Annotated in this window: 21 protein-coding genes; 8 read left to right on the top strand and 13 right to left on the bottom strand. The window is 60.5% G+C overall.

Annotated elements, in window-relative coordinates:
* Window position 1: 1 nt before the first annotated feature.
* On the bottom strand, window positions 2-1,612 hold the full coding sequence (gene ccoN / locus MESAU_RS12335; protein WP_041163707.1) for a cytochrome-c oxidase, cbb3-type subunit I: 1,611 nt from the start codon (window positions 1,610-1,612) through the stop codon (window positions 2-4).
* A 150-nt stretch (window positions 1,613-1,762) separates the two neighbouring features.
* Between ccoN and MESAU_RS12340 the strand changes: the two genes are divergently transcribed.
* Complete coding sequence (locus MESAU_RS12340) at window positions 1,763-2,284, top strand: hemerythrin domain-containing protein (protein WP_015316367.1); 522 nt, start codon at window positions 1,763-1,765, stop codon at window positions 2,282-2,284.
* Here the strand turns inward: MESAU_RS12340 and MESAU_RS12345 are convergent.
* Complete coding sequence (locus MESAU_RS12345; RefSeq protein ID WP_015316368.1) at window positions 2,281-3,009, bottom strand: Crp/Fnr family transcriptional regulator; 729 nt, start codon at window positions 3,007-3,009, stop codon at window positions 2,281-2,283. The genes MESAU_RS12340 and MESAU_RS12345 overlap by 4 nt on opposite strands.
* Window positions 3,010-3,159: 150 nt before the next feature.
* On the opposite strand from MESAU_RS12345, the gene hemN reads away from it, so the two are divergent.
* Complete coding sequence (gene hemN / locus MESAU_RS12350) at window positions 3,160-4,509, top strand: oxygen-independent coproporphyrinogen III oxidase (RefSeq protein WP_041163708.1); 1,350 nt, start codon at window positions 3,160-3,162, stop codon at window positions 4,507-4,509.
* Between the two features lie 281 nt (window positions 4,510-4,790).
* Here hemN and MESAU_RS12355 read toward each other — a convergent pair whose 3' ends face one another.
* The 4 genes from MESAU_RS12355 to MESAU_RS12370 all read right to left on the bottom strand — a co-directional run bounded on the left by MESAU_RS12355 (window position 4,791) and on the right by MESAU_RS12370 (window position 7,992).
* On the bottom strand, window positions 4,791-5,249 hold the full coding sequence (locus MESAU_RS12355; RefSeq protein WP_015316370.1) for a group III truncated hemoglobin: 459 nt from the start codon (window positions 5,247-5,249) through the stop codon (window positions 4,791-4,793).
* A 15-nt stretch (window positions 5,250-5,264) separates the two neighbouring features.
* On the bottom strand, window positions 5,265-6,119 hold the full coding sequence (locus MESAU_RS12360; RefSeq protein WP_015316371.1) for an SUMF1/EgtB/PvdO family nonheme iron enzyme: 855 nt from the start codon (window positions 6,117-6,119) through the stop codon (window positions 5,265-5,267).
* Between the two features lie 76 nt (window positions 6,120-6,195).
* Window positions 6,196-7,302 (bottom strand): copper-containing nitrite reductase, encoded by a 1,107-nt coding sequence (nirK, locus tag MESAU_RS12365; protein WP_015316372.1) that lies wholly within the window; start codon window positions 7,300-7,302, stop codon window positions 6,196-6,198.
* Between the two features lie 243 nt (window positions 7,303-7,545).
* On the bottom strand, window positions 7,546-7,992 hold the full coding sequence (locus MESAU_RS12370; protein WP_015316373.1) for a pseudoazurin: 447 nt from the start codon (window positions 7,990-7,992) through the stop codon (window positions 7,546-7,548).
* A 325-nt stretch (window positions 7,993-8,317) separates the two neighbouring features.
* Between MESAU_RS12370 and MESAU_RS12375 the strand changes: the two genes are divergently transcribed.
* Window positions 8,318-9,022, top strand: a complete 705-nt coding sequence (locus MESAU_RS12375; protein ID WP_015316374.1) for a Crp/Fnr family transcriptional regulator — start codon at window positions 8,318-8,320, stop codon at window positions 9,020-9,022.
* On the opposite strand, the gene MESAU_RS12380 is transcribed toward MESAU_RS12375, so the two are convergent.
* The 7 genes from MESAU_RS12380 to MESAU_RS12410 form a co-directional block, all read right to left on the bottom strand.
* A complete protein-coding gene (locus tag MESAU_RS12380; RefSeq protein ID WP_015316375.1) occupies window positions 9,019-9,234 on the bottom strand; it encodes a DUF1858 domain-containing protein in 216 nt (71 codons plus the stop codon). The two genes, MESAU_RS12375 and MESAU_RS12380, sit on opposite strands and share 4 nt — an antisense overlap.
* 151 nt (window positions 9,235-9,385) lie before the next feature.
* A complete protein-coding gene (locus tag MESAU_RS12385) occupies window positions 9,386-9,736 on the bottom strand; it encodes a DUF779 domain-containing protein (RefSeq protein ID WP_015316376.1) in 351 nt (116 codons plus the stop codon).
* Window positions 9,737-9,814: 78 nt separating this feature from the next.
* On the bottom strand, window positions 9,815-11,332 hold the full coding sequence (gene adh / locus MESAU_RS12390; protein WP_015316377.1) for an aldehyde dehydrogenase: 1,518 nt from the start codon (window positions 11,330-11,332) through the stop codon (window positions 9,815-9,817).
* Window positions 11,333-11,467: 135 nt separating this feature from the next.
* Window positions 11,468-12,436 carry a helix-turn-helix domain-containing protein gene (locus MESAU_RS12395; RefSeq protein ID WP_015316378.1) on the bottom strand — a complete coding sequence of 323 codons (969 nt, stop codon included), beginning with the start codon at window positions 12,434-12,436 and terminating at the stop codon, window positions 11,468-11,470.
* Between the two features lie 704 nt (window positions 12,437-13,140).
* Window positions 13,141-14,160 carry an NAD-dependent epimerase gene (locus MESAU_RS12400; RefSeq protein ID WP_015316379.1) on the bottom strand — a complete coding sequence of 340 codons (1,020 nt, stop codon included), beginning with the start codon at window positions 14,158-14,160 and terminating at the stop codon, window positions 13,141-13,143.
* 105 nt (window positions 14,161-14,265) lie between these two features.
* Window positions 14,266-15,657 carry an HlyD family type I secretion periplasmic adaptor subunit gene (locus MESAU_RS12405; RefSeq protein ID WP_015316380.1) on the bottom strand — a complete coding sequence of 464 codons (1,392 nt, stop codon included), beginning with the start codon at window positions 15,655-15,657 and terminating at the stop codon, window positions 14,266-14,268.
* Window positions 15,650-17,404, bottom strand: a complete 1,755-nt coding sequence (locus MESAU_RS12410) for a type I secretion system permease/ATPase (RefSeq protein ID WP_015316381.1) — start codon at window positions 17,402-17,404, stop codon at window positions 15,650-15,652. The genes MESAU_RS12405 and MESAU_RS12410 overlap by 8 nt, the downstream gene beginning before the upstream one ends.
* A gap of 404 nt (window positions 17,405-17,808) precedes the next feature.
* On the opposite strand from MESAU_RS12410, the gene MESAU_RS12415 reads away from it, so the two are divergent.
* From MESAU_RS12415 to asnB, 5 genes are all read left to right on the top strand, one after another.
* Complete coding sequence (locus MESAU_RS12415; protein WP_015316382.1) at window positions 17,809-19,518, top strand: calcium-binding protein; 1,710 nt, start codon at window positions 17,809-17,811, stop codon at window positions 19,516-19,518.
* Window positions 19,519-19,694: 176 nt separating this feature from the next.
* A complete protein-coding gene (locus MESAU_RS31115; protein WP_140660803.1) occupies window positions 19,695-19,946 on the top strand; it encodes a hypothetical protein in 252 nt (83 codons plus the stop codon).
* Window positions 19,947-20,200: 254 nt separating this feature from the next.
* A complete protein-coding gene (locus MESAU_RS12420) occupies window positions 20,201-21,412 on the top strand; it encodes a glycosyltransferase (protein WP_041163711.1) in 1,212 nt (403 codons plus the stop codon).
* Window positions 21,409-22,671, top strand: coding sequence for an O-antigen ligase family protein (locus tag MESAU_RS12425; RefSeq protein ID WP_015316384.1), 1,263 nt, complete (start codon window positions 21,409-21,411; stop codon window positions 22,669-22,671). The genes MESAU_RS12420 and MESAU_RS12425 overlap by 4 nt, the downstream gene beginning before the upstream one ends.
* A complete protein-coding gene (gene asnB / locus MESAU_RS12430; RefSeq protein WP_015316385.1) occupies window positions 22,671-24,662 on the top strand; it encodes an asparagine synthase (glutamine-hydrolyzing) in 1,992 nt (663 codons plus the stop codon). Before MESAU_RS12425 ends, asnB begins: the two co-directional genes overlap by 1 nt.

Below are 24,662 nucleotides of genomic sequence, written 5' to 3' on the forward strand. Positions count from 1 at the left end.
CTTACTGCGCGGGCTGAAGGGCGGGGACCGAGCCCGGCATGGCCGCCTCTTCGCGTTGGCGCCCGAGGATGGTCATGGTGATGTTCCAGGCCATGAGGAGGGCGCCAGAGAGGTACATCGCCCCGCCGATGGCACGCATCACGTAGTAGGGGTGCATAGCGGCCACGGACTCGGCGAAGGAATAGACCAGGAAGCCCTGTTCGTCGTATTCGCGCCACATCAGGCCCTGCATGATGCCGGAGACCCACATCACGGCCGCGTAGACCACGATCCCCAGTGTCGCCAGCCAGAAGTGCCAGGTGACAAGGCGCAGCGAATAGAGACGCTCGCGATTCCACAGCTTCGGAACCATGTAGTAGAGCGCGCCAAACGAGATCAGGCCGACCCAGCCGAGCGCGCCTGAGTGAACGTGGCCGATTGTCCAGTCGGTGTAGTGGGACAGTGAATTCACCGACTTGATGGACATCATCGGGCCTTCGAAGGTCGACATGCCGTAGAAGGCGATCGCCGCGACCATCATGCGGATGATGGGATCCGTGCGGATCTTGTCCCAGGCGCCCGACAGCGTCATCAGGCCGTTGATCATGCCTCCCCAGGACGGCATCCAGAGCATGATCGAGAACACCATGCCGAGGGTCTGCGCCCAGTCGGGCAGGGCAGTGTAGTGCAGGTGATGCGGACCAGCCCAGATGTAGAGGAAGATCAGCGCCCAAAAGTGGATGATCGACAGCCGGTAGGAGTAGACCGGCCTGTTAGCCTGCTTGGGGACGAAGTAATACATCATGCCCAGAAAGCCGGCCGTCAGGAAGAAACCGACCGCGTTGTGGCCGTACCACCATTGCGTCAGGGCATCCTGGACGCCTGAGAACGCCGAGTAGCTTTTCGAACCCAGGAACGAGGCGGGCATCGACAGGTTGTTGACCACATGCAGCATCGCGATCGTCACGATGAAGGAGAGGTAGAACCAGTTGGCGACGTAGATGTGTGGTTCCTTGCGCTTGAGGATCGTGCCAAGGAAAAGGATGAGGTAGGCGACCCAAACGATGGTCAGCCAGATGTCCACGTACCATTCGGGTTCGGCGTATTCGCGAGACTCGGTAATTCCGAGCAGATAGCCCGTAGCTGCCATCACGATGAACAGCTGGTAGCCCCAGAACACGAACCACGCGAGATCACCGCCGAACAGGCGTGCGCGGCAGGTCCGCTGAACGACATAGAGCGATGTGCACAAAAGCGCGTTGCCGCCAAATGCAAACACGACTCCCGACGTATGCACCGGCCGCAGCCGGCCGAAGTTGAACCACGGCTGGATGTTGAGATGTGGATAAGCCAGTTGCAGGGCAATGATGACGCCAACCAGCATGCCGACAACGCCCCAGAACATGGTGGCGATAGCGCCGTAACGGATAGGTCCATCCATATAGGCTGTGGGATCGACCGGACTAGCCGGCGCGAAGTTCGTGTTGCGAATAAGAATGGCGGTAAAGCCGAGCAGCACGAGGAACAGAACCCACATGTGCTGCCGAAAGGGCTCGTCCACTCCGAAGCCAGCGGCCACCAGCGCGCCGAATGCGAATAGGCCCAATGCAAAGATTTCTGTCCCAAATCTCATGATGTCCCCGAGCGCGAAGTTGATGCGCGGCTGTAAAATCAGATGCTGCATCAATTCCGCGAGCGGCAGCCAGGCGCCTTGATCCAAGTCAAAGTCCGCGCTTCGCCACTGGGACAATCTTGCAAAATGATTTCACGCGTGGAGGTCCCGATGGCCAGTGGTAAGTCTTCAGTGGTCGTAAGATGCGATACGCCAGAAACCTGTCCGGTTGTCTCGGCCTGTCTGCACGGCGGTCGGGTGCCGTGTCTTGACGTTTGTCGCTGGCATGACCAAAAGCTGCGGATCTGTGATGAGCTGGAGACCATCGCCGACGGGCTGCCCGCGAAGGTGGACCGTTTGAAATGCCTTCTGGTGGCCAACGAACTCCTACCGCTGCTGCGCATGAGCCACGCCTATGAAGAGGAATATGTCTTCCCCGCGTTTGCCAGCGACACCACCCACGTCGCATCGCGTGTTGCATCTGTCCGCCGTCTCAAGGCGGAGCATGTCGAGGACGAATGCTCGGCCCAGGATCTTACCGACACCTTGCTTGCCATCGGGCACGGCGGCGCCGTTGCCAATCCCGAGGCGCTGGGGTTCATGCTTCGCGGGTTCTTCGACAACATGCGCCGGCACGTGGCTTTCGAAAGAGAGCATGTGTTGTCCACAATCCCGGCGAGGGTACTTGACTAGGCGCCTGAGCGCCGTTTCAGCCGGACCATGTTGTCGACCACGACGTGTCTGTTGTTTTCGATTCTGATCACCCCGTCGGCGCGCAATTTGGTCAATTGACGGCTGACTGTCTCGATCGTCAGGCCGAGAAAGTCGGCAATATCGGCTCGGGTCAGCGGCAGGTCGAAGACTGCCGATACGGCGTCCTGGTCGTTTGCCGGATCGATACCTGTTGCAATCATCAGCAAGAAGCTCGCAACTTTCTCGGCGGCGGTTTTGCGCCCGAGTGTCACCATCCAATCCCGAGCCTGGTCAAGTTCCTTCAAGGCCTGCTGCAGGAGGCGGTGCTCAAGCGCGGGCGAGGCCTTGATCATTCGCTCGATGGCGGTCTTCGGAAATGAGCAAAGCGAAACGCTCGTCGCCGCCTCAGCATTGATAGCGCTTTCGTGCTTGAAGGGTCGTCCCAGAAAGTCCGGGGCGAATTGGAGGCCGACTATCTGTTGACGCCCGTCAGAGAGGCTCTTGGTGAGTTTGACCACGCCCGCGAGAACGTTCGAGAAGCTTTCTATCGCTTCGGCGTCGCCGATCAGTTCCTCACCTGCCTCGACGCTATGCTTGACGGAGGTTTTCGCCAGCCCGGCCAGCTGATCGTGGTCAAGTGCGCCGCAGACGCCGTGATGGCGCGCCTCGCAGGATTGGCACAAGACCGGAATGTCGAAGTTGTGAACGTCCTGTCGCTCGGCCATTGCATCACCCATGAATCCGGATGCCGGTAGACAGCATCACCTTAGGGCCATGGTTGCCGTCTCCGCAGCGCTGGCACATTGATTGAAATCAAGGATTCGCCGCCTGGATCAGCCTAACTCACAGTCATGCAAAGGCCATCCAACAGCGACATCCCACCGGATTTAGCCGCCAAGCTGGGCGAGAACGTCCCACGCTACACCAGCTATCCGACCGCACCGCATTTCCATTCGGGTGTCGATGCGCAAACCGTCCACGGCTGGCTGGAATCAGTTGAAACCGGCAGCGAGATCTCGCTCTATCTGCATGTGCCTTATTGCGACAAGCTGTGCTGGTTCTGTGCCTGTCACACCAAGCAGACCCGCCACTATGCACCCGTGGCGATGTTTCTGCGCTCCCTGCATGCGGAAATCGAGGCTGTGGCCCGCATTGTCCGCGGCAAGGGGCGGGTGCGTGCCGTCCATTTCGGGGGCGGTTCACCAACGATGTTGAGACCAGGTGACATCGTGGCGCTCGCAAAGCGTTTGCGGGTGGAGTTCGAACTCCTTGACGAGGCCAGTGTCAGTGTCGAGATCGAACCCAATGACATGGACGAGGCGCGCCTCGATGCCCTCGCCGAGATCGGCATGACAAGGGCGAGCCTCGGTGTTCAGGATTTCGACCTCAAGGTCCAGAAGGCGATCAATCGCGAGCAGAGTTTCGAACTGACGAAGCAGGTGGTGGACAGGGTCCGTGCGCGCGGCGTGAAATCGGTCAATCTCGATCTGCTCTATGGCTTGCCGTACCAGACGCTGGACAGCATTGGCATGACAGTCGAACAGGCGCTGACGCTGACGCCGGAGAGGGTGGCGCTGTTCGGATACGCCCATGTACCATGGTTCAAGAAACACCAAACGATGATCGACGAGACGTGGTTGCCGAACTCGGCGCAACGTCTCGCGCAGTCGAGACTTGCCGCACAAATGATGGAGGCAGCCGGGTACGTGCCCATTGGACTCGACCATTTCGCCAAACGTGACGATTCGCTGACAATGGCAGCGAAGACCGGCCAACTGCGTCGTAATTTCCAAGGCTATACCGAGGATCAATGTGAAACCCTGATCGGGTTCGGGCCGTCCTCAGTCAGCCGGTACAGGCAAGGTTACGCACAGAACATCGTCGCCACCGGTGAATATGAGAAAGTGGTGAGCGCAGGCCAATTGGCGGCTGCCCGAGGCATCGAATTCAGCCGAGATGACCGGGCGAGGGGTTGGGTCATCGAGCGTCTAATGTGCGACTTCTCCTTCTCGGCGATCGAACTCGTGGAGCGGTTCGGCGACTGTGGCGAGAAACTGCTTCTTCAGGCCAGTCGTCTCGCCACGGCTGCTTCAGGCGAACTGCTGCAACTGCAGGGCGACCATTTCGTCGTCCCAATCGAGACCCGACCGGTTGTCAGGACAGTCGCGGCCAAATTCGACAAATTTCTCCAAGGCGGTACGGCGAGGCATTCCCTTGCGGTTTGAACACCGGGGGCTCGAAAGGCGGGAGCTCGGCCGGTTCCGTGATTGAGCATGGCCGGCCCTATCCGTTCGGCCTGGTTCGCAATTGCTTGGGTTGGGGGAGACTAGGGCTACGAAGGGCCTTCCAATTGCCTCCCGCGGAGCTGGCGGCAAACGCGACGTTCCAGCATCGGGGCGTTTAGCCGAGGTGATGTCCAGGAGCATCCCAAGAATGGCAATCATCGGCAGGTGCTAAACAGGCACAAATCCAAGCAGCGAACGATAAGAATTGCCATTAGGGCACCTTACCCCGCATCGGCTGGTACATGAGCTTGCGGCCGTTCTAACCGAAAAAACATCGCCAGTTTCAGGCTTGTTGCTATGCGTTCGGCTCTATCAAGAAACACCGCAGCGGTCTCAGTCGCAAAGATGCCGGCGACCGTGTTACCGAAGATGCTCATCCAAATGTCGAAATCCGCTTCTGTGACGTCCTTCAGTTTCAGGTGAGCCGGCAGCGGTCGCCCGTGATAGTCGCCAGTCCGAAGGATGATGGAGCACCAGAAGTCGGTCATTTTCTCAAGATGGGGTTCCCAATCGCCAGGGATTTCGCGCGCGAAAATTGGGCCAAGGCGGTCGTTTTGTCGGATCGCGGCGTAGAATTCGCGCACGAGATGCCCGATGGATGCTCGATTGATCCCTGGATTGTCCAAGGGCCGTTCCACTTTTGGCCAAGCTTGTCCGGCCAAGAATGGTTTCACTGTCATTGCGTGAGCTCTCGGTTAGGAAATGCCAAAGCGCCGAAGGGTCGCCTGGACGAGGTTGAGCCGCTCTCTGACGAGGCGGAATCCCAGATTGTCGGGTGGCGTGCCGACCGCGCAGCCGCCACTCTTGCCGTCGCGGATGAAGTTCGACATGTAGGTACGGTGGAAGCCTTCCACGACATGAACGCCGCAATTGTCGATCGAACTCGCGATCGCCAGGCCATCGGCGCTCATGGTTGCGTGCACGTAGCAAGTCGATGTCCACTCCCAGACGTTCCCAGCAATATCGGCCACGCCCTTCGAGTTGATTCCGAATGCGCCTTGGGTTCTGGGCTCCGGATCCGACTTGCGACCGAGCGACGCTTCGGTTCGATATTGAACCAGCCAGCGCTGGGCTGGGTTGTTGGGGTCACTGTCCCCGCCTTCTATGTCACTGCGGAAGCGCTCGCCGGCCGCGTACGCCCATTCCTGGTCCGTTGGCAGTCGCCAGGAGGCGCCGGTCTGCGTCGAAATCCAATTCGCGTAAGCTTCGGCATCGATATGACTGACGCCCGTAACCGGGACATTGCCACTGCCATTGCTGTCCGCCGGCTTGCATGCGCCAGCCGTCACGCAGCGTCCATATTCAAGCGCGCTCACCTGGTATTTCATGATTTCCAGGGGAACACTCAGCGTTGCCACTCCCTTGGGTGCCATAGCGGGTCGGTTGCCCCTCAGGAACTCGCCTGGCCGCGGATGTTCAAACGAGCCCGCCGGCAGCGTCACAAACTCGGCGACAATTTCGTGTGGGCGCTCCGCAAGAAGCCGGTTAGCCATCCCGATAGCCAACACGGCCGCGGCGGCCCCACACGCTACGATTGGTTTGAGTGGCATGGTTTTCGTCCGGCGGTGAACACGAGCCTGCAGGCTAGATGCAGGGTCGTGTCGACCTTCAGAATGAACATATAAATTAGGACGAAATCGGCTTCGCTGCCTCGACCTGGGTCATCAGGTCGTCGTCCCAGGTCCCATCGACAGTGAAATGCGCCGTCGCACCGAGTTCCACGGCTTCGATCAGATTGTGGTTCACATAGGCATAGACGCCCGGCTGCCGGAATGTGTAGAGCGCCGATCCGGCCGATCCACCGCGGATGAACCAGGTTTCGAGATCTTTCGCCGGTGGATTCGCGTACTTGCCCTGTTCCCAGACATAGTCGCCATGGCCGCCGATGAGGTGAGGGCGGGTATCGCGGTTGGCTTGGGAGTGGACGATCAGGACCGTCTCACCGACCTTGGCTTTCATGGCATTCTGGCCGGTCAGCGATCCCGCCTTGCCGTTGAACACGACATGGGTGGGGATCAACCCACGCATGACCTTGACCGTATCGTCATAGTTGTCGCCCGCGGATTCGTACTTTTTGAACGTTCCGCTCTCGTCGCGGGGAATGTAGAAGTCGTTCTCTCCGATATAGTAGATGCGGTCGTAGTGGATCGGCTTGCCCTTCTCGTCCTTTAGCCCGTCGCGCGGTAGTACCATCACCGTACCGCTCATGCCGGATACGACATGCCACGGGATCATGGGGCCGCCAGGGGCGCAATGATAGACGAACGTGCCGGACCGTGTTGCCTTGAAGCGAAGCGTTGTCTGCTCGCCCGGATTGATCAGCGTCAGCGCACCGCCGCCGAGAGCGCCGGTCGCGGCGTGGAAGTCGATGTTGTGGGCAAGCGTGTTGGTATCGGGGTTGATCAGGGTGAGTTCGAGATAGTCACCCTCGTGAACGACCATCAGAGGGCCCGGGATCGAACCGTTGTAGGTCATGGCGTTGAGTTGCGTGCCGTCGGCATCGATGACGATCGGCTTTTCCTCGATTGTCATGGTGAATTCGACGACTTTCGGACCGCTTTTGGCAACCTGATCGTGAGCGTGGACGAAAGGCGGCGCGACCAGCGTGACCTTTTCACGGGGCAGTCCCGCCACCTCCTTTGCGCTTGCCGCAGCAGCCGGCATCGCTGTAATCGCTGCGACGGCGGCAGCGGTGAAAACCGAGCCCAATAACGCTTCACGTCTCGTAAGCATTTCCATCTCCTGTGCCTGAACCAATTTCTGGTCAGACCTTAGTCCTCTTGTTGCGAACGTCTTTGCGCTAGAGCAAATCCGATTCATTCATCCAAGGGCTGGAGGAGACAGGAATGATTGTCGTGGAAGGCCGGGGCGAAATCCCCAGCAAAACGAAACCGGCCGGACTGGACCTCTCCCCTGGTCCGTCCAGCCGTTCCCTCCGGAGATCATGAACCGGAGGTATCCTTGTAAGAGAGCAGGTCAGTTGGAGGCGGCCTTGCTCGCTTCGCTGAACAAATCCGCGAACACCGTCTTGGCCTTGCCGACCTGCTTTACGGTTTGCGCGGCTTCCAGGTTGACGGGCTTGCCGACGACGATCAGTGCCACCATGCCCATTCCGTAATGCGGTGCGCACTTGACGCCATAGACGCCTTCCTTGGTGAGGGTCACGGTAATTTCCTCACTCGGCTTTCCCTTGAAAGCTTCGGCGCCGCCAGGCAGCATGCCCTTGATGATTTCGGCGTTGTGGGATTTGTCGGTCGGAACGAACTTCACCGTGTCTCCCGGCACCGCACGGGTAAAAGCGGGCTGGAAGACCATTGCACCTTTCTCGCCCTTGTTCAGCATTTGGATCACATGCTCCTCCGCACTTGCAGTGCCGGCAAGGGTGAGAAGAGCAAGGGCGGCGGCAATCAGCGGCAGTCTCATGGGGAAGTCCTTTCTTGAGTTCGTCACGGGATCGACCGTGGCGTCCTTCTAGATCGTCGGACGTCCTGGCGATTTGCGCTGGCGCAAATTGGCCGAAGAAAATGTGAGCGCCGGCTGTAGGGTTCAGGAAAGGTTGACCGAGCAGGCGCGGCATGATGTCGACAATTGCGCCTTTCCAGCTCCGCCGGTTCGGCGGAATCTGGTCGGTGCAGCAACATCGGGGTTGAAGACGGTATGCATCACTTGCCGCCAGTCGGTCGCCCATGACACAGTCCGGCCAAATGATCTGGACGCGTTGTGGTGATCAAGCTGAGGAGTAATACGGTTGGCCAGCCTCGATCGCTCGCTGATTGCCGGGCTCTCCATTTTCGAGGGCATGGCCGCCGCCGATCTCGACCGCATGGTCGGGCAGGCAAGATCCGCGCGGATTGCCAAGGATCACCTGATTTTCGAACAGGAGCAGGACGCCCATTCCTTTTTCCTGCTGCTCGACGGGCATGTGCGCGTGGTGAGATCGACGCCGGAGGGTCAAGACGTGACTGTCCGCTATATAAGTCCAGGCGAATTGCTGGGCATCGCCCACGCACTGGGCCGCGCCACTTATCCGGCAAATGCGATCGCCGCCGTCGATTGCGTGGTTCTGGCCTGGCCAAGCCAGCTCTGGCCGACATTCGCGGCCAACTTTCCCAGTTTCACCGCCAACACCTACAAGAGCGTGGGGACAAGGCTGCAGGACGCACACACGCGCGTCGTCGAAATGTCCACCGAACAGGTGGAACAGCGCATCGCGCATGCGTTGCTCAAGCTGGTCAAGCAGTCAGGCAGGAAGACGGAGGAGGGGATCTTGATCGACTTCCCGATCTCACGCCAGGACATAGCCGAGATGACTGGAACGACGCTGCATACGGTGAGCCGGCTGCTCTCGGCCTGGGAAGGACAGGGACTGGTCAAAAGCGGGCGTCAGAAGGTGACGGTGGTCGAACCGCACCGGCTCCTCTTGGTCGCGGAAGGCCGCGTGGAAAAGGGCTAGTCCGGGTCGCCGCCATCTAGCGCCGCGAGCAGATCGCAGCGTAGTTCTTCTTCATTCAGGTCGTGCTCCCGAGCTGCATCGGAAATGGTGTGAAACGAGGCAATAGGGCAGCCGACACAAAGCATGCCGTGCTGCAACACGATGCGGATCGCCGCCGGCGCCTTCCGCATGAATTCGTCCATCGTCGCGTCGTCGCCGAATTTGCGTTTCATGCCGCTCGCCCGCGTTTGGAAGCGAACATCTTGCGCCCTCCCTCCGGGCTGCTCGTTGCGCTGAAACAAACAAGGAGCAGCCTCCTTGGCTGGGGGAGGCACATGTCGCGTCAGGGGCCGGCGCCCCGGAAAAAACCCGCGGGCCGGCAGATTAGCTGGCTCCTGGCTCAACATTACGAATCATCGACTGCGTCAGGAACCGCTTCTCCCGCCCGTTCTCAAGCGAGAACATTCCGCCGCGACCGGGCACGACGTCGATGATGAGATCGGTGTGTTTCCATGCCTCATACTGTGAGGCGCTGATATAGACCGGCGTGTCGCCGATCTCGCCCAGCCTGACATCATTGTCGCCGATGATGAAATCGCCGCGCGGATAGCACATCGGCGAAGACCCGTCACAGCAGCCGCCGGACTGGTGAAACAGCACCGGGCCGTGATCGGCGATGATCTCGGCAAGCAGCGCCTCGGCCTCCCGCGTAGCGGACACTTTGCCCAGCGACATCTTGTCCACGATCTCATCCCTGATGTTTGGCGAGGGCGCGGCAAGCCGCGCCCTCTGTTCCCTGTATCTCGGAGGCTATCAGAAGAAGCCGAGCTTCTTCGGGCTGTAGCTGACCAGCATGTTCTTGGTCTGCTGATAGTGGTCGAGCATCATCTTGTGCGTCTCGCGGCCGATGCCGGACTGCTTGTAGCCACCGAACGCAGCGTGCGCCGGATAGGCGTGGTAGCAATTGGTCCAGACGCGGCCCGCCTGGATCGCCCGGCCGAAGCGGTAGGCCCGGTTGCCGTCGCGAGTCCAGATGCCGGCGCCGAGGCCGTAGAGCGTGTCGTTGGCGATCGACAGCGCGTCGTCGTCGTCCTTGAAGGTCGTCACCGAGACCACCGGCCCAAAGATCTCCTCCTGGAAGATGCGCATCTTGTTGTGGCCCTTGAACACGGTGGGCTTGACGTAATAGCCGCCCGCCAGATCGCCAGGCAGGACATTGCGCGCGCCGCCTGCCAGCACCTCGGCGCCTTCCTGGCGGCCGATGTCGATGTAGGACAGGATCTTTTCCAGCTGCTCGGACGAGGCCTGCGCCCCGATCATCGTTGCCGGGTCGAGCGGATCGCCCTGTACGATCGCCTCGACGCGCTTGAGGGCACGCTCCATGAACCTGTCATAGATCGATTCATGGACGAGGGCGCGGCTCGGGCAGGTGCAGACCTCGCCCTGGTTCAGCGCGAACATGACGAAGCCTTCGATCGCCTTGTCGAAGAAATCGTCATCCTCGGCGACGACATCCTTGAAGAAGATGTTCGGCGACTTCCCGCCCAGTTCGAGCGTGACGGGAATGAGGTTCTGGCTGGCATATTGCATAATAAGCCGGCCCGTCGTGGTCTCGCCGGTAAAGGCGATCTTGGCAATACGCGGCGAGGACGCGAGCGGCTTGCCGGCCTCGAGGCCGAAGCCGTTGACAATGTTGAGCACGCCCGCCGGCAGCAGGTCGCCGACGAGATCCGCCCAGAGCAATATGGCGGCCGGCGTCTGCTCGGCGGGCTTCAGCACAACGCAATTGCCGGCTGCGAGCGCCGGAGCAAGCTTCCAGCACGCCATCAGCAGCGGAAAGTTCCAGGGGATGATCTGGCCAACCACGCCGAGTGGCTCGTGGAAATGATAGGCGACGGTGTCGTCGTCGATCTGGGAAAGGCTGCCTTCCTGGCCGCGCAGCGCGCCGGCAAAATAGCGGAAATGATCGATCGCAAGCGGCAGGTCGGCCGCCGTCGTTTCACGGATCGGCTTGCCGTTGTCCCAGGTTTCGGCGCACGCCAGGAGATCGAGGTTTTCCTCCATCCGGTCGGCGATGCGGTTGAGGATAAGCGACCGCTCGGCGACGCTCGTGCGTGCCCAGGCGTCCTTGGCGCCGTGCGCCGCGTCGAGGGCGGCCTCGATGTCCTGAGCGTCCGAGCGCGCCACTTCACACAGCAACTGGCCATTTACCGGCGAGAAGTTCTCGAAATAGCGGCCGGAGCGCGGCTCGGCCCATTTGCCGCCGATGAAATTGCCATAGCGCTTGTCGAAGGGCGCCTTGACCGAGCGTGAAAATTCAACCTTGTTCATGTGTCTTCCTCCCAAGCTGACGTCGCGGGATGCGACGCGTGTGGGAGATTTGCTTGCTCGAATGCTGATTGTCAGGCCGCCGAAACCATGTCGTTCGGGCGAGTGTCGCAGAACTGAGACAGTTGGCCGGCAAACTCAGTGAGAACGCCTCAACTCGAAGCGCTTCAACTTGCGATGCAGCGTCGCGCGGCTGATTCCGAGCGCCTCGGCGGCCGCTGAAATGTTGCCCGAGGTATGAGCCAGGGCTCTCTGAAGTGCCGCGCGCTCGGCCCGGTCGAGACTGCCTTCCATCCCTTCGGCGCCACTCAAGACGTCCATTGCGGCCAAGCTTCGCGTCAATGATTCCTGGGAAATGCCCAACGCGATCCGCGCCGATCGCGTCGCGCCGACCACGAGATCGTCGGAATCGATCGCGATCAATCCGCCGAGCCCGCTAATCGTTTGCGGAAGGAGAAAAACGCGAGCGCGCGGGAATGCCCGGCGAAAGTTCTCCGCCTCGATTTTTCGGGCGGCGTCCGTGACGGCCATCGAGATCAGGTTTGTGAATGCCTCGGTGAGATCGGCGCGACAGGAGGAGACGTCGAGCGCTGCTGCGAGATTGCCTTCGTGATCGTAGATCGGCGCTGTCGTGCAGCTGAGCAATGTGTTGCGTGCATAGAAATGTTGATCGCGATGGATGGTCAGCGCTCGCCGTTCGGCAAGACAGGTTCCGATGCCATTCGTTCCTTCACTCTCCTCGCTCCAGATCGAGCCCGGCCACAGCCCCCATTCCTCGAATGTGTCGTCGTCGCAATCAGCACCACGGCGATCCACTGGCACGCCATCGCGGTTGGCCAGAAGCACACAGCAACCGACCCCGCCCACCGCAAGGTGGAGCCTGTCGAGGGCCGACTGCGCGGCCATCTGCAGCGGCTCCATCTTCTGGCTGGCTCTTCTTAATTCGGCATCCGACAGCCGCTTGGGTGATTTGCGCTCGGCCGGATCAAGTCGATGCAGTTTGGATGATCGCTGCCACGATGCGACCAATGCCGATTTCGCCGCCCCGTCGGAATTGACTGCTGCCTGAACGCGGTCTTCATGATGGCCGGCTGATTGCCCGTTCACGCCGTTCTCCCGCCTTCGCAACTTTCAATTTTTGCCTGTCCAGTTGGCCTTGCTAAACGATATGCCTTCAGTGTTTCCCAAGTCCGCCATCGACCTGTCAATTCGTCGAAGGGACTAGTTTGTACCACACGGCATCCAGGCGGAATTTGATCCGGCGCAAATCATTGCTGGCTGCTACGGAGACAAGTTGGCGGCGCGATCTCGCCTGGATTTGACTGTACGATGCCGTGCAGAACCATGGGGAATGATGCGGGAAGATCTCCCCAGATGGTTCATGAAAGAGCCAAATAAAATCAACGCTCCAAATGTGTGTCCCCCGAACCCACCAATAGCAACAACGAGAAGACGTCGGCCGACCTGGCCCAAGCCATCCAAAAATGTGATACCTATTGTGATACCTACTGTGCTACAAATTCGCGTCGTCGGCACGGAAAGTCGAATAAAAACAACCTTTTGGATGTCGTGCCGATCCCAGCCAACGGTACCACTAGCACTCTCCCCATAACCGGTCGAAACTATTGGAGAAGGTTTTTCCAATAGCGGGTCCTTTCCTGATTGCATCGCCTTCGATGCTGCGCCCCTTGCTCTCGCGCACCGCAACTTTCGCGGTGTTCCGGCGCATCAGTAAGTGATGGCTCGACCCGCAAAACCACGCCCCGCTCTTAAACCGTCGGCTGCGGCCCGGGCCTCGCGAACCCGACCCGTCAGCTGTAGAAATCCTGGTACCACTCGACGAACCGCCCCACCCCCTCGGTGACGGAGGTGCGGGGGCGATAGCCGACCGCCGCCTGCAGCGCCGAAGTGTCGGCGAAGGTGTCGGGCACGTCGCCGGCCTGCAGCGGCAGCAGCTCGATCACCGCCTTGCGGCCGAGCGCGTTTTCCAGCGCCTCGACATAGGCGGTCAGCTTCACCGGGTTGTTGTTGCCGATGTTGAAGATGCGCCAGGGCGCGCTGCTGGTCGCCGGGTCCGGACGGCCGGAATCCCAGGCCGGGTTGGCTGCGGCGGGGCTGTCGCTGGCACGGATCACGCCCTCGGCGATGTCCTCGACATAGGTGAAGTCGCGCGTGTGGTTGCCGTTGTTGAACAGCTTGATCGGCTCACCGGCCAGGATGCTCCTGGTGAACAGGAACAGCGCCATGTCAGGGCGTCCCCAGGGGCCGTACACGGTGAAGAAGCGCAGCCCCGTGGTCGGCAGGCCGAACAGGTGGCTGTAGCTGTGCGCCATCAGTTCGTTGGCACGCTTGGTGGCGGCGTAGAACTGCAGCGGATGGTCGGCCGGCCGATGCTCGGAAAACGGCATGTCGGTGTTGGCACCGTAGACGCTCGAGGTGCTGGCATAGGTCAGGTGCCCGACACGGCTGCCGCGGCAGGCCTCGAGCATGTTGGTGTAGGCGATGATGTTGCTCTCGACATAGGCGCGCGGATTTTCCAGGCTGTAGCGCACGCCGGCCTGGGCGGCGAGATGGATCACCCGGTCGAAGGCATGGTCGGCAAAGCAGCCGTCGACCACGCCCCTGTCGGCGAGATCGCCATGGATGAAATGATAGCCGGCATTGGTCTTGCGGCTCGCCTCGTCCAGGAGCCGCAGCCGCGCCTGCTTGATTTGCGGGTCGTAGTAATCGTTGATGCTGTCAATGCCGACAACCTCGTCACCGCGCTCCAGGAGCCGCCTGGCGACATGATAGCCTATGAAGCCGGCAGCGCCGGTGACCAGTACCTTCATCAGAAGGCATTATAGGTTGCGCCGCGAAACCGGCATCCTGCGGACGCATGATATGTCCAGCCCATGGCTCTCGGACTGGACCCGGCGTGCGAATTCCAGGTCTGCTTAGCGGAAAGCCCTGGAAATCTGGTCCGTGAGAGGTTTCAGCATATACGACCAGACATTGCGTTCATCCGTGCGGATGTGAACTTCCGCTGGCATGCCCGGTCTGAGTTGCCTGGCTTCCTTCAAGCACTCCGACTGACTGTCGACCTTGATACGGGCCGAAAAGTACGAAAGCTGGCGTTGCGGATCTTTGATCAGGTCCGCCGAGATGTACTTGACGGAGCCGTTGCAAACAGGGGTAGTCCCGGCATCGAAAGCTGGAAACCGGATCGAAACGCTCTGTCCCGGGTTGACGTCGTCTATGCGGGAAGGAGGGATCAACGCGTCCACGACAAGGTTGTCGGCCTCGGGAACGATCGTCATCAGCAGTTCGCCCGGGGCGACCACGCCGCCGACAGTGTGAACGGACGACTGCTGAACTGTGCCGGATTGCGGAGCGCGGATCTCGGTTTTGGTCAGTTCGTCTTGCGCCACGATCTTGCGTTCGTTGAGTTCGGTGCGCTTGGCTTCAGTCTCGCGCAGTTCACCGGTCACATCGCTTCGCCGTTGCTCGTCGAGCTGCAGAATCTGCAACTCGATCTCGCTGATCTTGGCCTGTGCCTCTGCTACCGCGGCTGCAAGTCGCCCCGACTCGCCCTTGGCTCGCGTCGCATCCAGCCTGACGTTGCTGATCCTCTCTTTGGATACCAGTTTCTTCGAATAGAGGGCATCGACATCCGTAAGGTCAGTGCTCAGCAGCGCCGCTGATTCATCGGCTGCAACCTGCTGCGCCTTCAGGCCATCGATCTGACGCTCGAGTTGCTTTGTTTGGCTCGACAAGAGCGCCTTCTGCCCGGCCAATGCCGAGGCACGGGTTTCGAACAGAGCGCGCTCGCCGCTGACAAGGGCGGCCAGCTCCGGCTTTGGCATCCCGGCCTCAAGGCCGGCTGGAAGCTGCATTTCACGCAAACCGCCGCGTTCGGCCTCCAGTCGCGCAAGCCGCACCGTGGTGCGATCAAGATCTTCGCTGATGATCTGCAGATTGGCCCGTGGCAGCGTGCCGTCCAGCCGGACCAATATGTCACCGGCCCGAACATGGTCGCCGTCTTGCGCAAAGATGCCGCCGATCGTGCCGCCGGTCTGGTGCTGGACCTTCTTGATGTTGCTTTCGACCACCACCGTGGCGGGCGCGATCACGGCACCAGCTATCTTGGTCAAGCCAAGCCATGCTCCGCCGCCGACCACCAGCAGGCCAGTCACAACGAGCCCCAGCGTCATGCTTGGCCAAAGGGTCCCTGGCGCAAGGATGCTGTCTGGCACCTTGGGCAAGTCGGTTTCGGCGGGCTGATCTCGAGTTCCGAACCGGGCAAGTGTCGGCATGAACGCAAGCACGCGGGGCAAGATGTCACGCATGTCCGGTCACTCCCGAGTGGATGGGCGCGATCGAAGATGGACGTTGCGCGGCAGGCGAGGGCGGCCGCCGCATGCCGGCAAGCACTTCCTCGCGCGAGCCGAAGGTGCGCAGCCTGCCATCCGCCAGGACCATGACCTGATCGATGTTGGTGAGGGCAGATGGCCTGTGTGCAACAACGATCACAATACCTCCACGCTGGCGGACGGCCATGATGGCTCCGGCCAGGGCGGCGTCACCTTCAACGTCGAGATTTGAGTTTGGCTCGTCCAGCACGACCAGGAACGGGTTGCCGTAGAGCGCCCGGGCAAGGCCGATAAGCTGCCTTTGCCCTGCCGACAGCGCTCTTCCTCCCTCGCCGATGCGCGTCTGGAAGCCTGCCGGCAGATGCATGATCATCGAGTGGACGCCCGCGGCTTTCGCCGCGGCGAGCACGCCCTGGGGGTCGCTCTTGCCGCCAAATCTCGAAATATTGTCCGCCACCGTCCCGTCGAACAGTTCAACATCCTGCGGCAGATAGCCAATGTGGGCGCCGAGCCGTTGCGCGTCCCACTGGTCGAGAGAGGCCCCGTCCAGCCGCACCGTGCCGTGCAGAGGGCTCCAAACTCCCACCAGCGCGCGCACCAATGTTGTCTTTCCCGAGCCGCTTGGGCCGATAACGGCCATTCCCGCGCCGCTCGAAAGCTGGAAGCTTACATCGATGAGCGTCGGCCTGGGTGTACCCGGAGGCGCTACCGCCAAACTATCGACCGCCAGGCGAGCCTCTGGCGGCGGCAACTTCATGGATTCGATTGGACTCTCGAACGCACGGAGCGCCGCTTTCAACTGGGAATAGCTCTGCCGGGTGGACAGGAAACCCCGCCAGTTCGCAATCGCCGCATCGACCGGGGCTAGCGCGCGACCCAGCAATATCGACGACGCGATGATCACGCCAGGGGATGCTTCGCCTCCGATGACGAGATACGCGCCGAGCCCTAGCACCGAAGATTGCAGCACCATCCTAAGCGCCTTCGACAGCGAGCTGATTCCACCCACGATGTCGGAGAGCCGCTCCTGATAGGAGAGATAGGCGTGAGTGACTTCGCCCCAGCGCCCCGCCAGCCGTTCGGAGAGGCCCATCGCGTGGACCACCTCGGCATTCCGACGGCCGGAATCAGCAAGCGCGCGCTGTGTCAGGATCGCTTCAGACGCCAGCGCCGCAGGGCGGCGGCTGATGATCTCAGCCACGATGGTCAGCACGACGACGGCGACGGAGCCGAAGGTCGCAAGCACGCCGAGCGACGGATGCAACATGTAGATAATGAGCAGATAAAACGGGATCCACGGCGCGTCGAAAAGAACCGTCGGCCCCGTTCCCGAAAGGAATCCGCGCAATTGATCGAGGTCCCGCAACGGAAGCACCCGGTCCGCTTCTCGACCGGCCCTGAGCGGGAGAAGCAACGAAATTGCGAATGTTCTCTGCTGCAAACTGCAGTAGAATCGACTGGCGATTCGGACCAGTAGACGAAGCCGCACGAAATCGAGCAGACCGTAGGCCGCATAGAGGCCCAGCATTCCGATGGTGAACCCGACCAAGGTCGGGACGCTTTGCGACGGCAGGACGCGATCATAGACCTGCAGCATGTAAACGGATCCGGTCAACGCAAGGATGTTTATCATTGCGGAAAAGAGTCCGATGCCAGCTATCCCAGGCAGGCAGTCCAGTATTGCGGAGCGTAGCGGAGAGGCGTTTTGTGGTTCTTTATTCATAGCTTATTGCTATGACACGACGTTGTCGTGTGTCTTTCTTTGTTCATCCGATAGGTAACCTTTTCTGATTCCACCATATCACATGCGCCCCCGGGACATGATGGCTCGCTAACATATGGCGAACTTTATGCAAAATGAAGCGAAATCGTGGCCGGGAGTCGCGGTGGGGAGAGGGGTGCCTGTGAAAACAGTGGAGAACTGTGCATGCGGTCGTCAGTGGAAAACCCGCAGATTTCTCTGCAAGCCACTGACTTTACAGTAAATTGCACCGACCCGTTGATGTGGCCATCCCCACAGCGATCAAAAACTTCGTTCAAAGATGTTGGTATGTGATTTTCATCTAATGTAGCTTTCGGTCTAACCCCCATCCAGGGCGGGGTGTTGCCAAACAAGAAGGAAAACGCATGGCGACTCTCCATTATGCATCAGGCGGTTCGGCTGCCGAAGTTGCGGGCGCCGGATTTAACCTGGCGGACGTTCAGTATCTTTCGCAGGTCAATGAGCTGCCCAGCGGAATGAAGGGGCTTGTCTATCTAAGCGCTCATGACGGGGTGACCTCGTCGTTCATCGAAAAAGTCACGCCCTTCCTCAACAATCCAAAAGTGTTTGGATTTTTCCTGATGGACGAGCCGGATCCTACCGGCAGATGGGGCACCTACGCGAGTGCGGCAAATCTGAAGGCTGAATCCGACTGGATCCATTCCCACTTCCCGGGCGCCAAGACCTTCATCACCATGATGAATATGGGGTCGTCCACCAACCCGGACTTTTCCAACACCTATAATCCCGCCAACACCGGGATCGACTACTATGGACTGGACCCATACCCGGTTCGCACGGGGATAAGCAGCGTCGACTACAACATGATCGACAGAGCCGTGGCAGCGGCCGTGAAATCAGGCATTCCGGCTGACAAGATCGTTCCTGTATATCAGACATTTGGCGGCGGCGGTTGGCAGACGGACACCGGCGGCAAGCACGTCATGCCAACGTCGACCCAAATGCAAACGATGATCGATCACTGGGCAAAGCTGGTTCCGTCCCCAGCCTTCGACTATGCGTATGCCTGGGGTTCTCAGAATGGCGACACCGCCCTGGAGAACTCCCCTGAGTTGCAGGCCGTTTTTCGCCAGCACAACCTCGCCAGCCCTAGTCCTTCGACACCGCCTCCGAGTTCCGAGCCGACAACGCCTACGCCCACCACGCCGACTGTCCCCGATCCCACGCAGTCGACCCATCACATCTTCCATGGCGGCCCTGGCGCGGACGTATTTCATTCGACCAGCGGGGACGACGTTTACTATGTCAACAATGCACATGATAAGGTGATGGAGGCATCAGGCGGCGGCTTCGACAAGGTGGTCGCCTCGGTCAGCTACGCATTGTCTGCTGGTTCGCATGTCGAGCAACTCTCGACCGACAAGACGGGCGGCACACATACGATCAACTTGACGGGCAACGAGTTCGGCCAGGCGATCAATGGCAATTACGGCTCCAACAAGATCGATGGTCGAGGCGGCGCCGATACAATGAAAGGCTATGGCGGCAACGACACCTATTTTGTCGACAATGTGCATGACAAGGTGGTGGAGCAGCCAGGCAACGGCAAGGACGCGGTGTTCGCCTCGGTGAGCTATGCTCTCTCGGCGGGTTCATCCGTCGAGAAACTTGCGACCACGCAGGCTTCGGGAACGGGGCAAATCAACCTGACGGGCAACGAGTTTGCCCAGACGATCCAAGGAAATGCCGGCGCCAACAAGATCAATGGCGGGGGTGGTTCCGATACGCTGACGGGCTTTGGCGGCAAGGACGTCTTCGTGTTCAACACCGCGCTTGGCTCTGGAAATGTCGACAAGATAACCGACTTCAAGGTTTCCCAGGACAAAATCCAACTTGATCACAGCGTATTCAGCGGACTCCAGCAGGGCGCCCTTTCGGCCGCGAACTTTCACATCGGCAAAGGTGCGCATGATGGAAGCGACCACGTCATCTATAACAGTTCGACCGGCGCGCTCTCTTTCGACAGTGACGGTATCGGCGGCCATGCTCAGACGCAGTTTGCGACCGTTGCTCCGCATCTCTCAATTGGCGCGAGCTCCTTTTTCGTGGTTTGACGCGCGCAGTTGTGCTTCCGGCAGGAGCTGAGCGCTCCTGCCGGTCGGCTTCTCCGCTCGCCGTCGAGTTGAGCGCGCACGCCGCTTTTTGGGCTAAAAACGGCTGCCGTCCGAGGCATTGCGGGAACATTCTGCCTTGATCGTGGTTTGGTGCCATCGCGCAGGGGATGGATGACGTGCCAAGCTACGAAGTCGAGGAGATTTTCGCCGGCCAAGTCGTGGTGACCCACAAGGTAGTCGCACCAACTCCGTTTCGAGCAGCCAAGCTCGCGACAAACCGGGAAATCACGCTTCGTGCTTCCGAGGTCCGCTGGATCCGGGTATTCGAGCAGGACGGCCGCCGCCGAGCCTATGAATATACGTTCTCGGATCGACCTCAACCCACCCCAACGAGCAATCTTGATAGTCCGATCACCCGTTCGCGATGAATGCGCATTCGCGCGGCTGATCCCATAGCGCACGGCGTCTCGATCCAAACAGTCCAGCCCGCGGTCTGACCCTTGCGCCGTTGGCACGCAAGCATGGTTCTAGTTGCGTCATTCGAACGGACGAGGACAACGGCCAGCCCTGCCCGTAGCCTGAATTGCTGGTGTAAATCGCAACGAAATCGGGCCATGGGAAACGATCCAAGTTCGAGCCGCTTATGGGAGCCGAAGGCCCGCTGGATTTCGGGAGCGGCACGATGAACCCGCACCTGGTTTGCATCGGCGGCGAGGATCACGCCCTGAGGATCTCGTTTCTGATGGAACTCCGCGAGCGGGGTTTTCGGGTCACCGCGGTCTCGACGGGCGATGAAGCTCTGTTTTTACGGCACGGCATTCCGCACCGCCGCTACGAGTTCAATCGCTTTGCCAATGGCAGCGGCAAAGCCGGGACGATCAGGACATTGCGAAGGTTGTTGCGGGAACTCCGCCCCGACATCGTCCAAAGCTTCGATACGAAACCCAATTTGCTAACCCCGCTGGCGGTGCGGGGAGAAGTCCCGGTCGTCCGCACGATCAACGGCTTGGGCTGGACCTTCTCATCGCTGGAGCCGCGAGCCTTGGCCATGCGGCCCGCCTTCTGCGGTCTGCAGTGGGTTGCTTCCTTCTGGACTGCTGCCACGGTTTTCCAAAATCGCGACGACCAAGCCTTTTTTGAGCGCTATCGGCTGATCCCACGCGGCAGCGGACGCCTTATTCAGGGGTCGGGCATCGACGTCAATGCATTCGCGGTGGCAAGACGTCTTGCCTCATCACCAGCGGCAATGCGGCGGGAATTCGGACTGGAATCGGCCGAGATCGTCATTTTTGTCGGCCGGCTCACCCGCCTTAAGGGCATTCCGACCCTTCTCGAGGCGATTCCGCACATTCTCTCCAAAAGACCTCATGCGCGTTTCGTGCTCGTTGGCCCACGGGAATCGGAAGGACCATTCGCCGTCGAAAAGTCCGAAATCCAACGATTTGCTTCTCATGTAACCGTGCTGGGCAAACGGCATGATGTCCCCAGTCTGCTTGGCATGGCTGATTTGTTCGCCTTCCCAACGCAATATCGCGAGGGCGTTCCGCGCGTCTTGCTGGAAGCCGGACTCGCTGGATTGCCGATAGTCGCATCGCGAATGCCCGGTTGCAGCGACGTCGTCGAAGATGGGTGGAACGGTTATCTGGTCACGCCGCGCGATGCTCGCGCCCTTGCGGACCGGATAGTCGACATACTGTCGGACCGCACCTTGGGAGCGGCCATGGGGCAGCGCTCCGCCTCGCTTGTCAGGGAGCGTTTTGCCCTGCCGGGCATCGTCGACCAGTACTGCGATGTCTATAAGAGCAATCTCAGGACCAAATCTCGCGGCTTGCTTGCTCCATCGCCTCTGGAGAGCGGCATTGCGAACCGCCGGTTGGACGGGGCGCGGCAATGATGCGCGACGCGTTGCTTGCCGGCGGTGTCATCCTGTCAGCCGCGTCGCAGCTCTCCGTCCCCGGCATGCCATTCGGCTATGGCGAACTGCTCCTGGCGCTTTGGATCATGCTGTCGGCCGGACGAATGTTGGTCGGCGGGCGCGTCGAAGCGACACCAGCCTTCGCGCAACTCGCGACTTTTTGGCTGCTCCTTTCTCTCGCATTGGGGATCGGCACGATCGTCGGCTACTTGACCACCCTGCTTTACCCGACAGGGTTGTTGCACGACACAATGGCCTACGTGCTGTTGGCCAGCATCACTTGCCTGGCGAGTGTGGAGCCCGACGCGGGGCGTCGTCTTCGGCGCAGCGGTTGGTGGACAATCGTGTTCGCCGACGCAATATTTGCCATCCAACTCGCCATCGCGTGGGGCTGGCTCCATCAGCCCGGCGTCGATCCGTGGTATTGGGACCGCTTCCGCGGCTGGTCTGAAAACCCGAACCAGCTCGCGCTCTATTGCGCGCTTCTTGGTCCGCTGGCGCTGCACCTTGCAACCACTACTCGCAACCGGTGGGGTCAGGCCCTTGCGCTCTCAAGCCTCGTGTTCATCTTTTTTGTCGGCCGCCTGACCAGGAGCGATGCCTATCTCTACACCACGATTGTAAGCGGCGTCGCCTTCCTCGGGTTGCGGTTGAAGGCATGGTTGGCATCCGATGGCAATCGAACCAGCCTGCCCAGGCAGATCGCACTTCTGCTGATGGTCGGCGCTGTCCCCCTGGTGATAGCGATGACCCCCTATCTTCTTAGCGAGGAAAGCTTTGCGGCGAATTTTGCCAAGAGCCTCACCAAGGACGGAGGCGGCGAGGCCACGGCTGAAACATTCGAACTTCGGGTTTATCTGTGGGATGAGGCGCTTCAGAAGGGGCTGCAATCGGCATCGCTCGGCCTCGGTCCTGGCCCCCACCTGGAGCGCCCGCCGACGGCCGACATGCAATTTCTGGAGCGGCCGTTCGAAGCGCACAATACGGTTCTCGACCTCTATCTGCAGGGCGGGCTGGTCGCCGTCATCGCCTTGCTGTGGATTGTTGGATCGGCGGCCATGTCCGCCTGGCGCGCTCGCTACGACGCGCTTTTGGTGCTCGTGGCGTCCGCAGCCGTGTTCAGCATACCGCACCTCATCATTCGTCATCCGATCGTGTGGTTTGCATTGACCTTCTGCCTCGTCGCGGGACCGCCAAGCGTTTTCCGGCGCGAGCTTGAGCCTTCAGAGGTGATGTGATGTGCGGGATAGCCGGGATACTTCTCGCGTCCAATGCTGCCGACCCCAAGTCGCTCGATCAGATCGGGCAAATGATGATGGCGCTTCGTCACCGCGGTCCGGATGGCGAAGGACTCTGGACGGATCGCGAAGCAGGCATTGCCTTAGGCCACAGGCGGCTGGCGATCGTCGATCTGTCGGAAACGGGGCAACAGCCCATGCTGTCCACAAGCGGTCGGTATGCGATCACCTTCAACGGCGAGATATATAATTTCCGTGACCTGCGTCTCGAGCTTGAAGGCGTCGGGCACCATTTCCGCGGCACCAGCGACACGGAAGTCATGTTGTGTGCGATCGAGAGCTGGGGCCTCGAGGCCGCACTCCAGCGTTTTGCTGGCATGTTCGCGTTCGCCTTGTGGGACCTGAAGACGAGGACCCTCCATCTCGCGCGGGATCGACTGGGCAAAAAGCCCCTCTACATCGCTTCAGCCAGGCATGCGCTGGTCTTTGCTTCCGAACTGAAAGCAATCAGCCGCTTTTCAGGCTACTCTCCGGAGATCGATGTGGATGCCGCCACTGCAATGCTTTCCAAAGGGTGGGTCCCGGATCAGAGTTGCATTTGGCGAGGTGTCTTCAAGCTGCCACCCGGCTCGGTCCTGACCCTCACGGCCGCGACTGTGGCGGAGGGGCGCGGGGCCGCCTCCCTTTCGCAGGGCGCAAGTCGCTGGTGGTCGCTGGCCGAAGTCGCCAAGAACGGGCGAGAACACCAGATCGCCGGCAGTGACGACGATTTGACCAATGAACTGGATGATCTGCTCCGGCTTGCCGTTCGCGAGCGCATGATCGCCGACGTTCCGTTGGGCGGTTTCCTGTCGGGAGGCGTCGACAGCTCTACCGTTGCAGCCTTGATGCAGGCTCAATCTCCAAATCCCGTGCGCACTTTCACCATCGCCTTCGCGGAGAGCGGCTTTGACGAGGCCCCTTACGCCGCCGAGGTAGCGCGCCATCTGGGCACCGACCACACGGAACTACACCTTTCGGCCGCCGCCGCGCGTGACGTGATCCCCGAACTGCCAACGGTGTGGGATGAGCCATTCGCCGACGAATCGCAGATACCGACTCTGCTGGTGGCGCGGCTGGCCCGCCAGCACGTGACCGTGGCGCTGTCGGGGGACGGCGGAGACGAGTGCTTTGCAGGCTATGGCCGCCACTTCATGGCGGACCGGCTGAAACGGTACCAAGGTCTACCCGCAAGTGCACGACGAACGGTGGCGGCCGGCGCAGGGATGCTGTCCAGGGCGGCTCGTCACGATTTCATTGGCAACCTGCCACTTCCGTCGCATGTGCGGCATGCGCTGCGCAGCGATCGGCTCACTCGCTTCGCCTGGCTTCTCGCCGCGAAGGATGAAGACGAGCTGCACAGGCGGCTGACGGGATCATCGGCCGAAAACCTCACCCGGCACGAGACTCCTGCATCCATAGTCTCTGCACCGCGGCTCGACGGGCTGTTGTCTCGCCTCCTGTACGACGACATGTCCGGTTACCTCGCTGGTGACATTCTCGTCAAACTGGATCGAGCCAGCATGGCCAACAGCCTCGAGGCGCGTTGTCCCCTGCTGGACCACCGCGCCGTCGAATTCGCTTGGCGCCTTCCGGCTGCCATGAAGGTTCGCAACGGCAGAGGCAAGTGGATCCTTCGAAATGTGCTGCGTCGTTATCTTCCGCAACGGCTGATCGACCGGCCGAAGCAGGGCTTCGACGTGCCGATCGCGGCTTGGCTGCGGGGCCCGTTGCGCAGCTGGGCCACCGATATTCTGTCCGATGTTCGCAACCAGGGCGAAGGCTTGCTGGACAGCACAAAGGTGGACGCCTGCTGGCGCGATCACGTTGCAGGACAGGACCGCTCCCGTGACCTGTGGTCGGTGCTGATGTTTCAAGCCTGGTGCAACGAGGCCAAGCGGCAGGCGTCGGCATCGAACTCATCCCGTGAACTCGATCTGGCAGGAGTATGA

Source organism: Mesorhizobium australicum WSM2073 (genome assembly GCF_000230995.2).
Taxonomy (GTDB): domain Bacteria; phylum Pseudomonadota; class Alphaproteobacteria; order Rhizobiales; family Rhizobiaceae; genus Mesorhizobium; species Mesorhizobium australicum.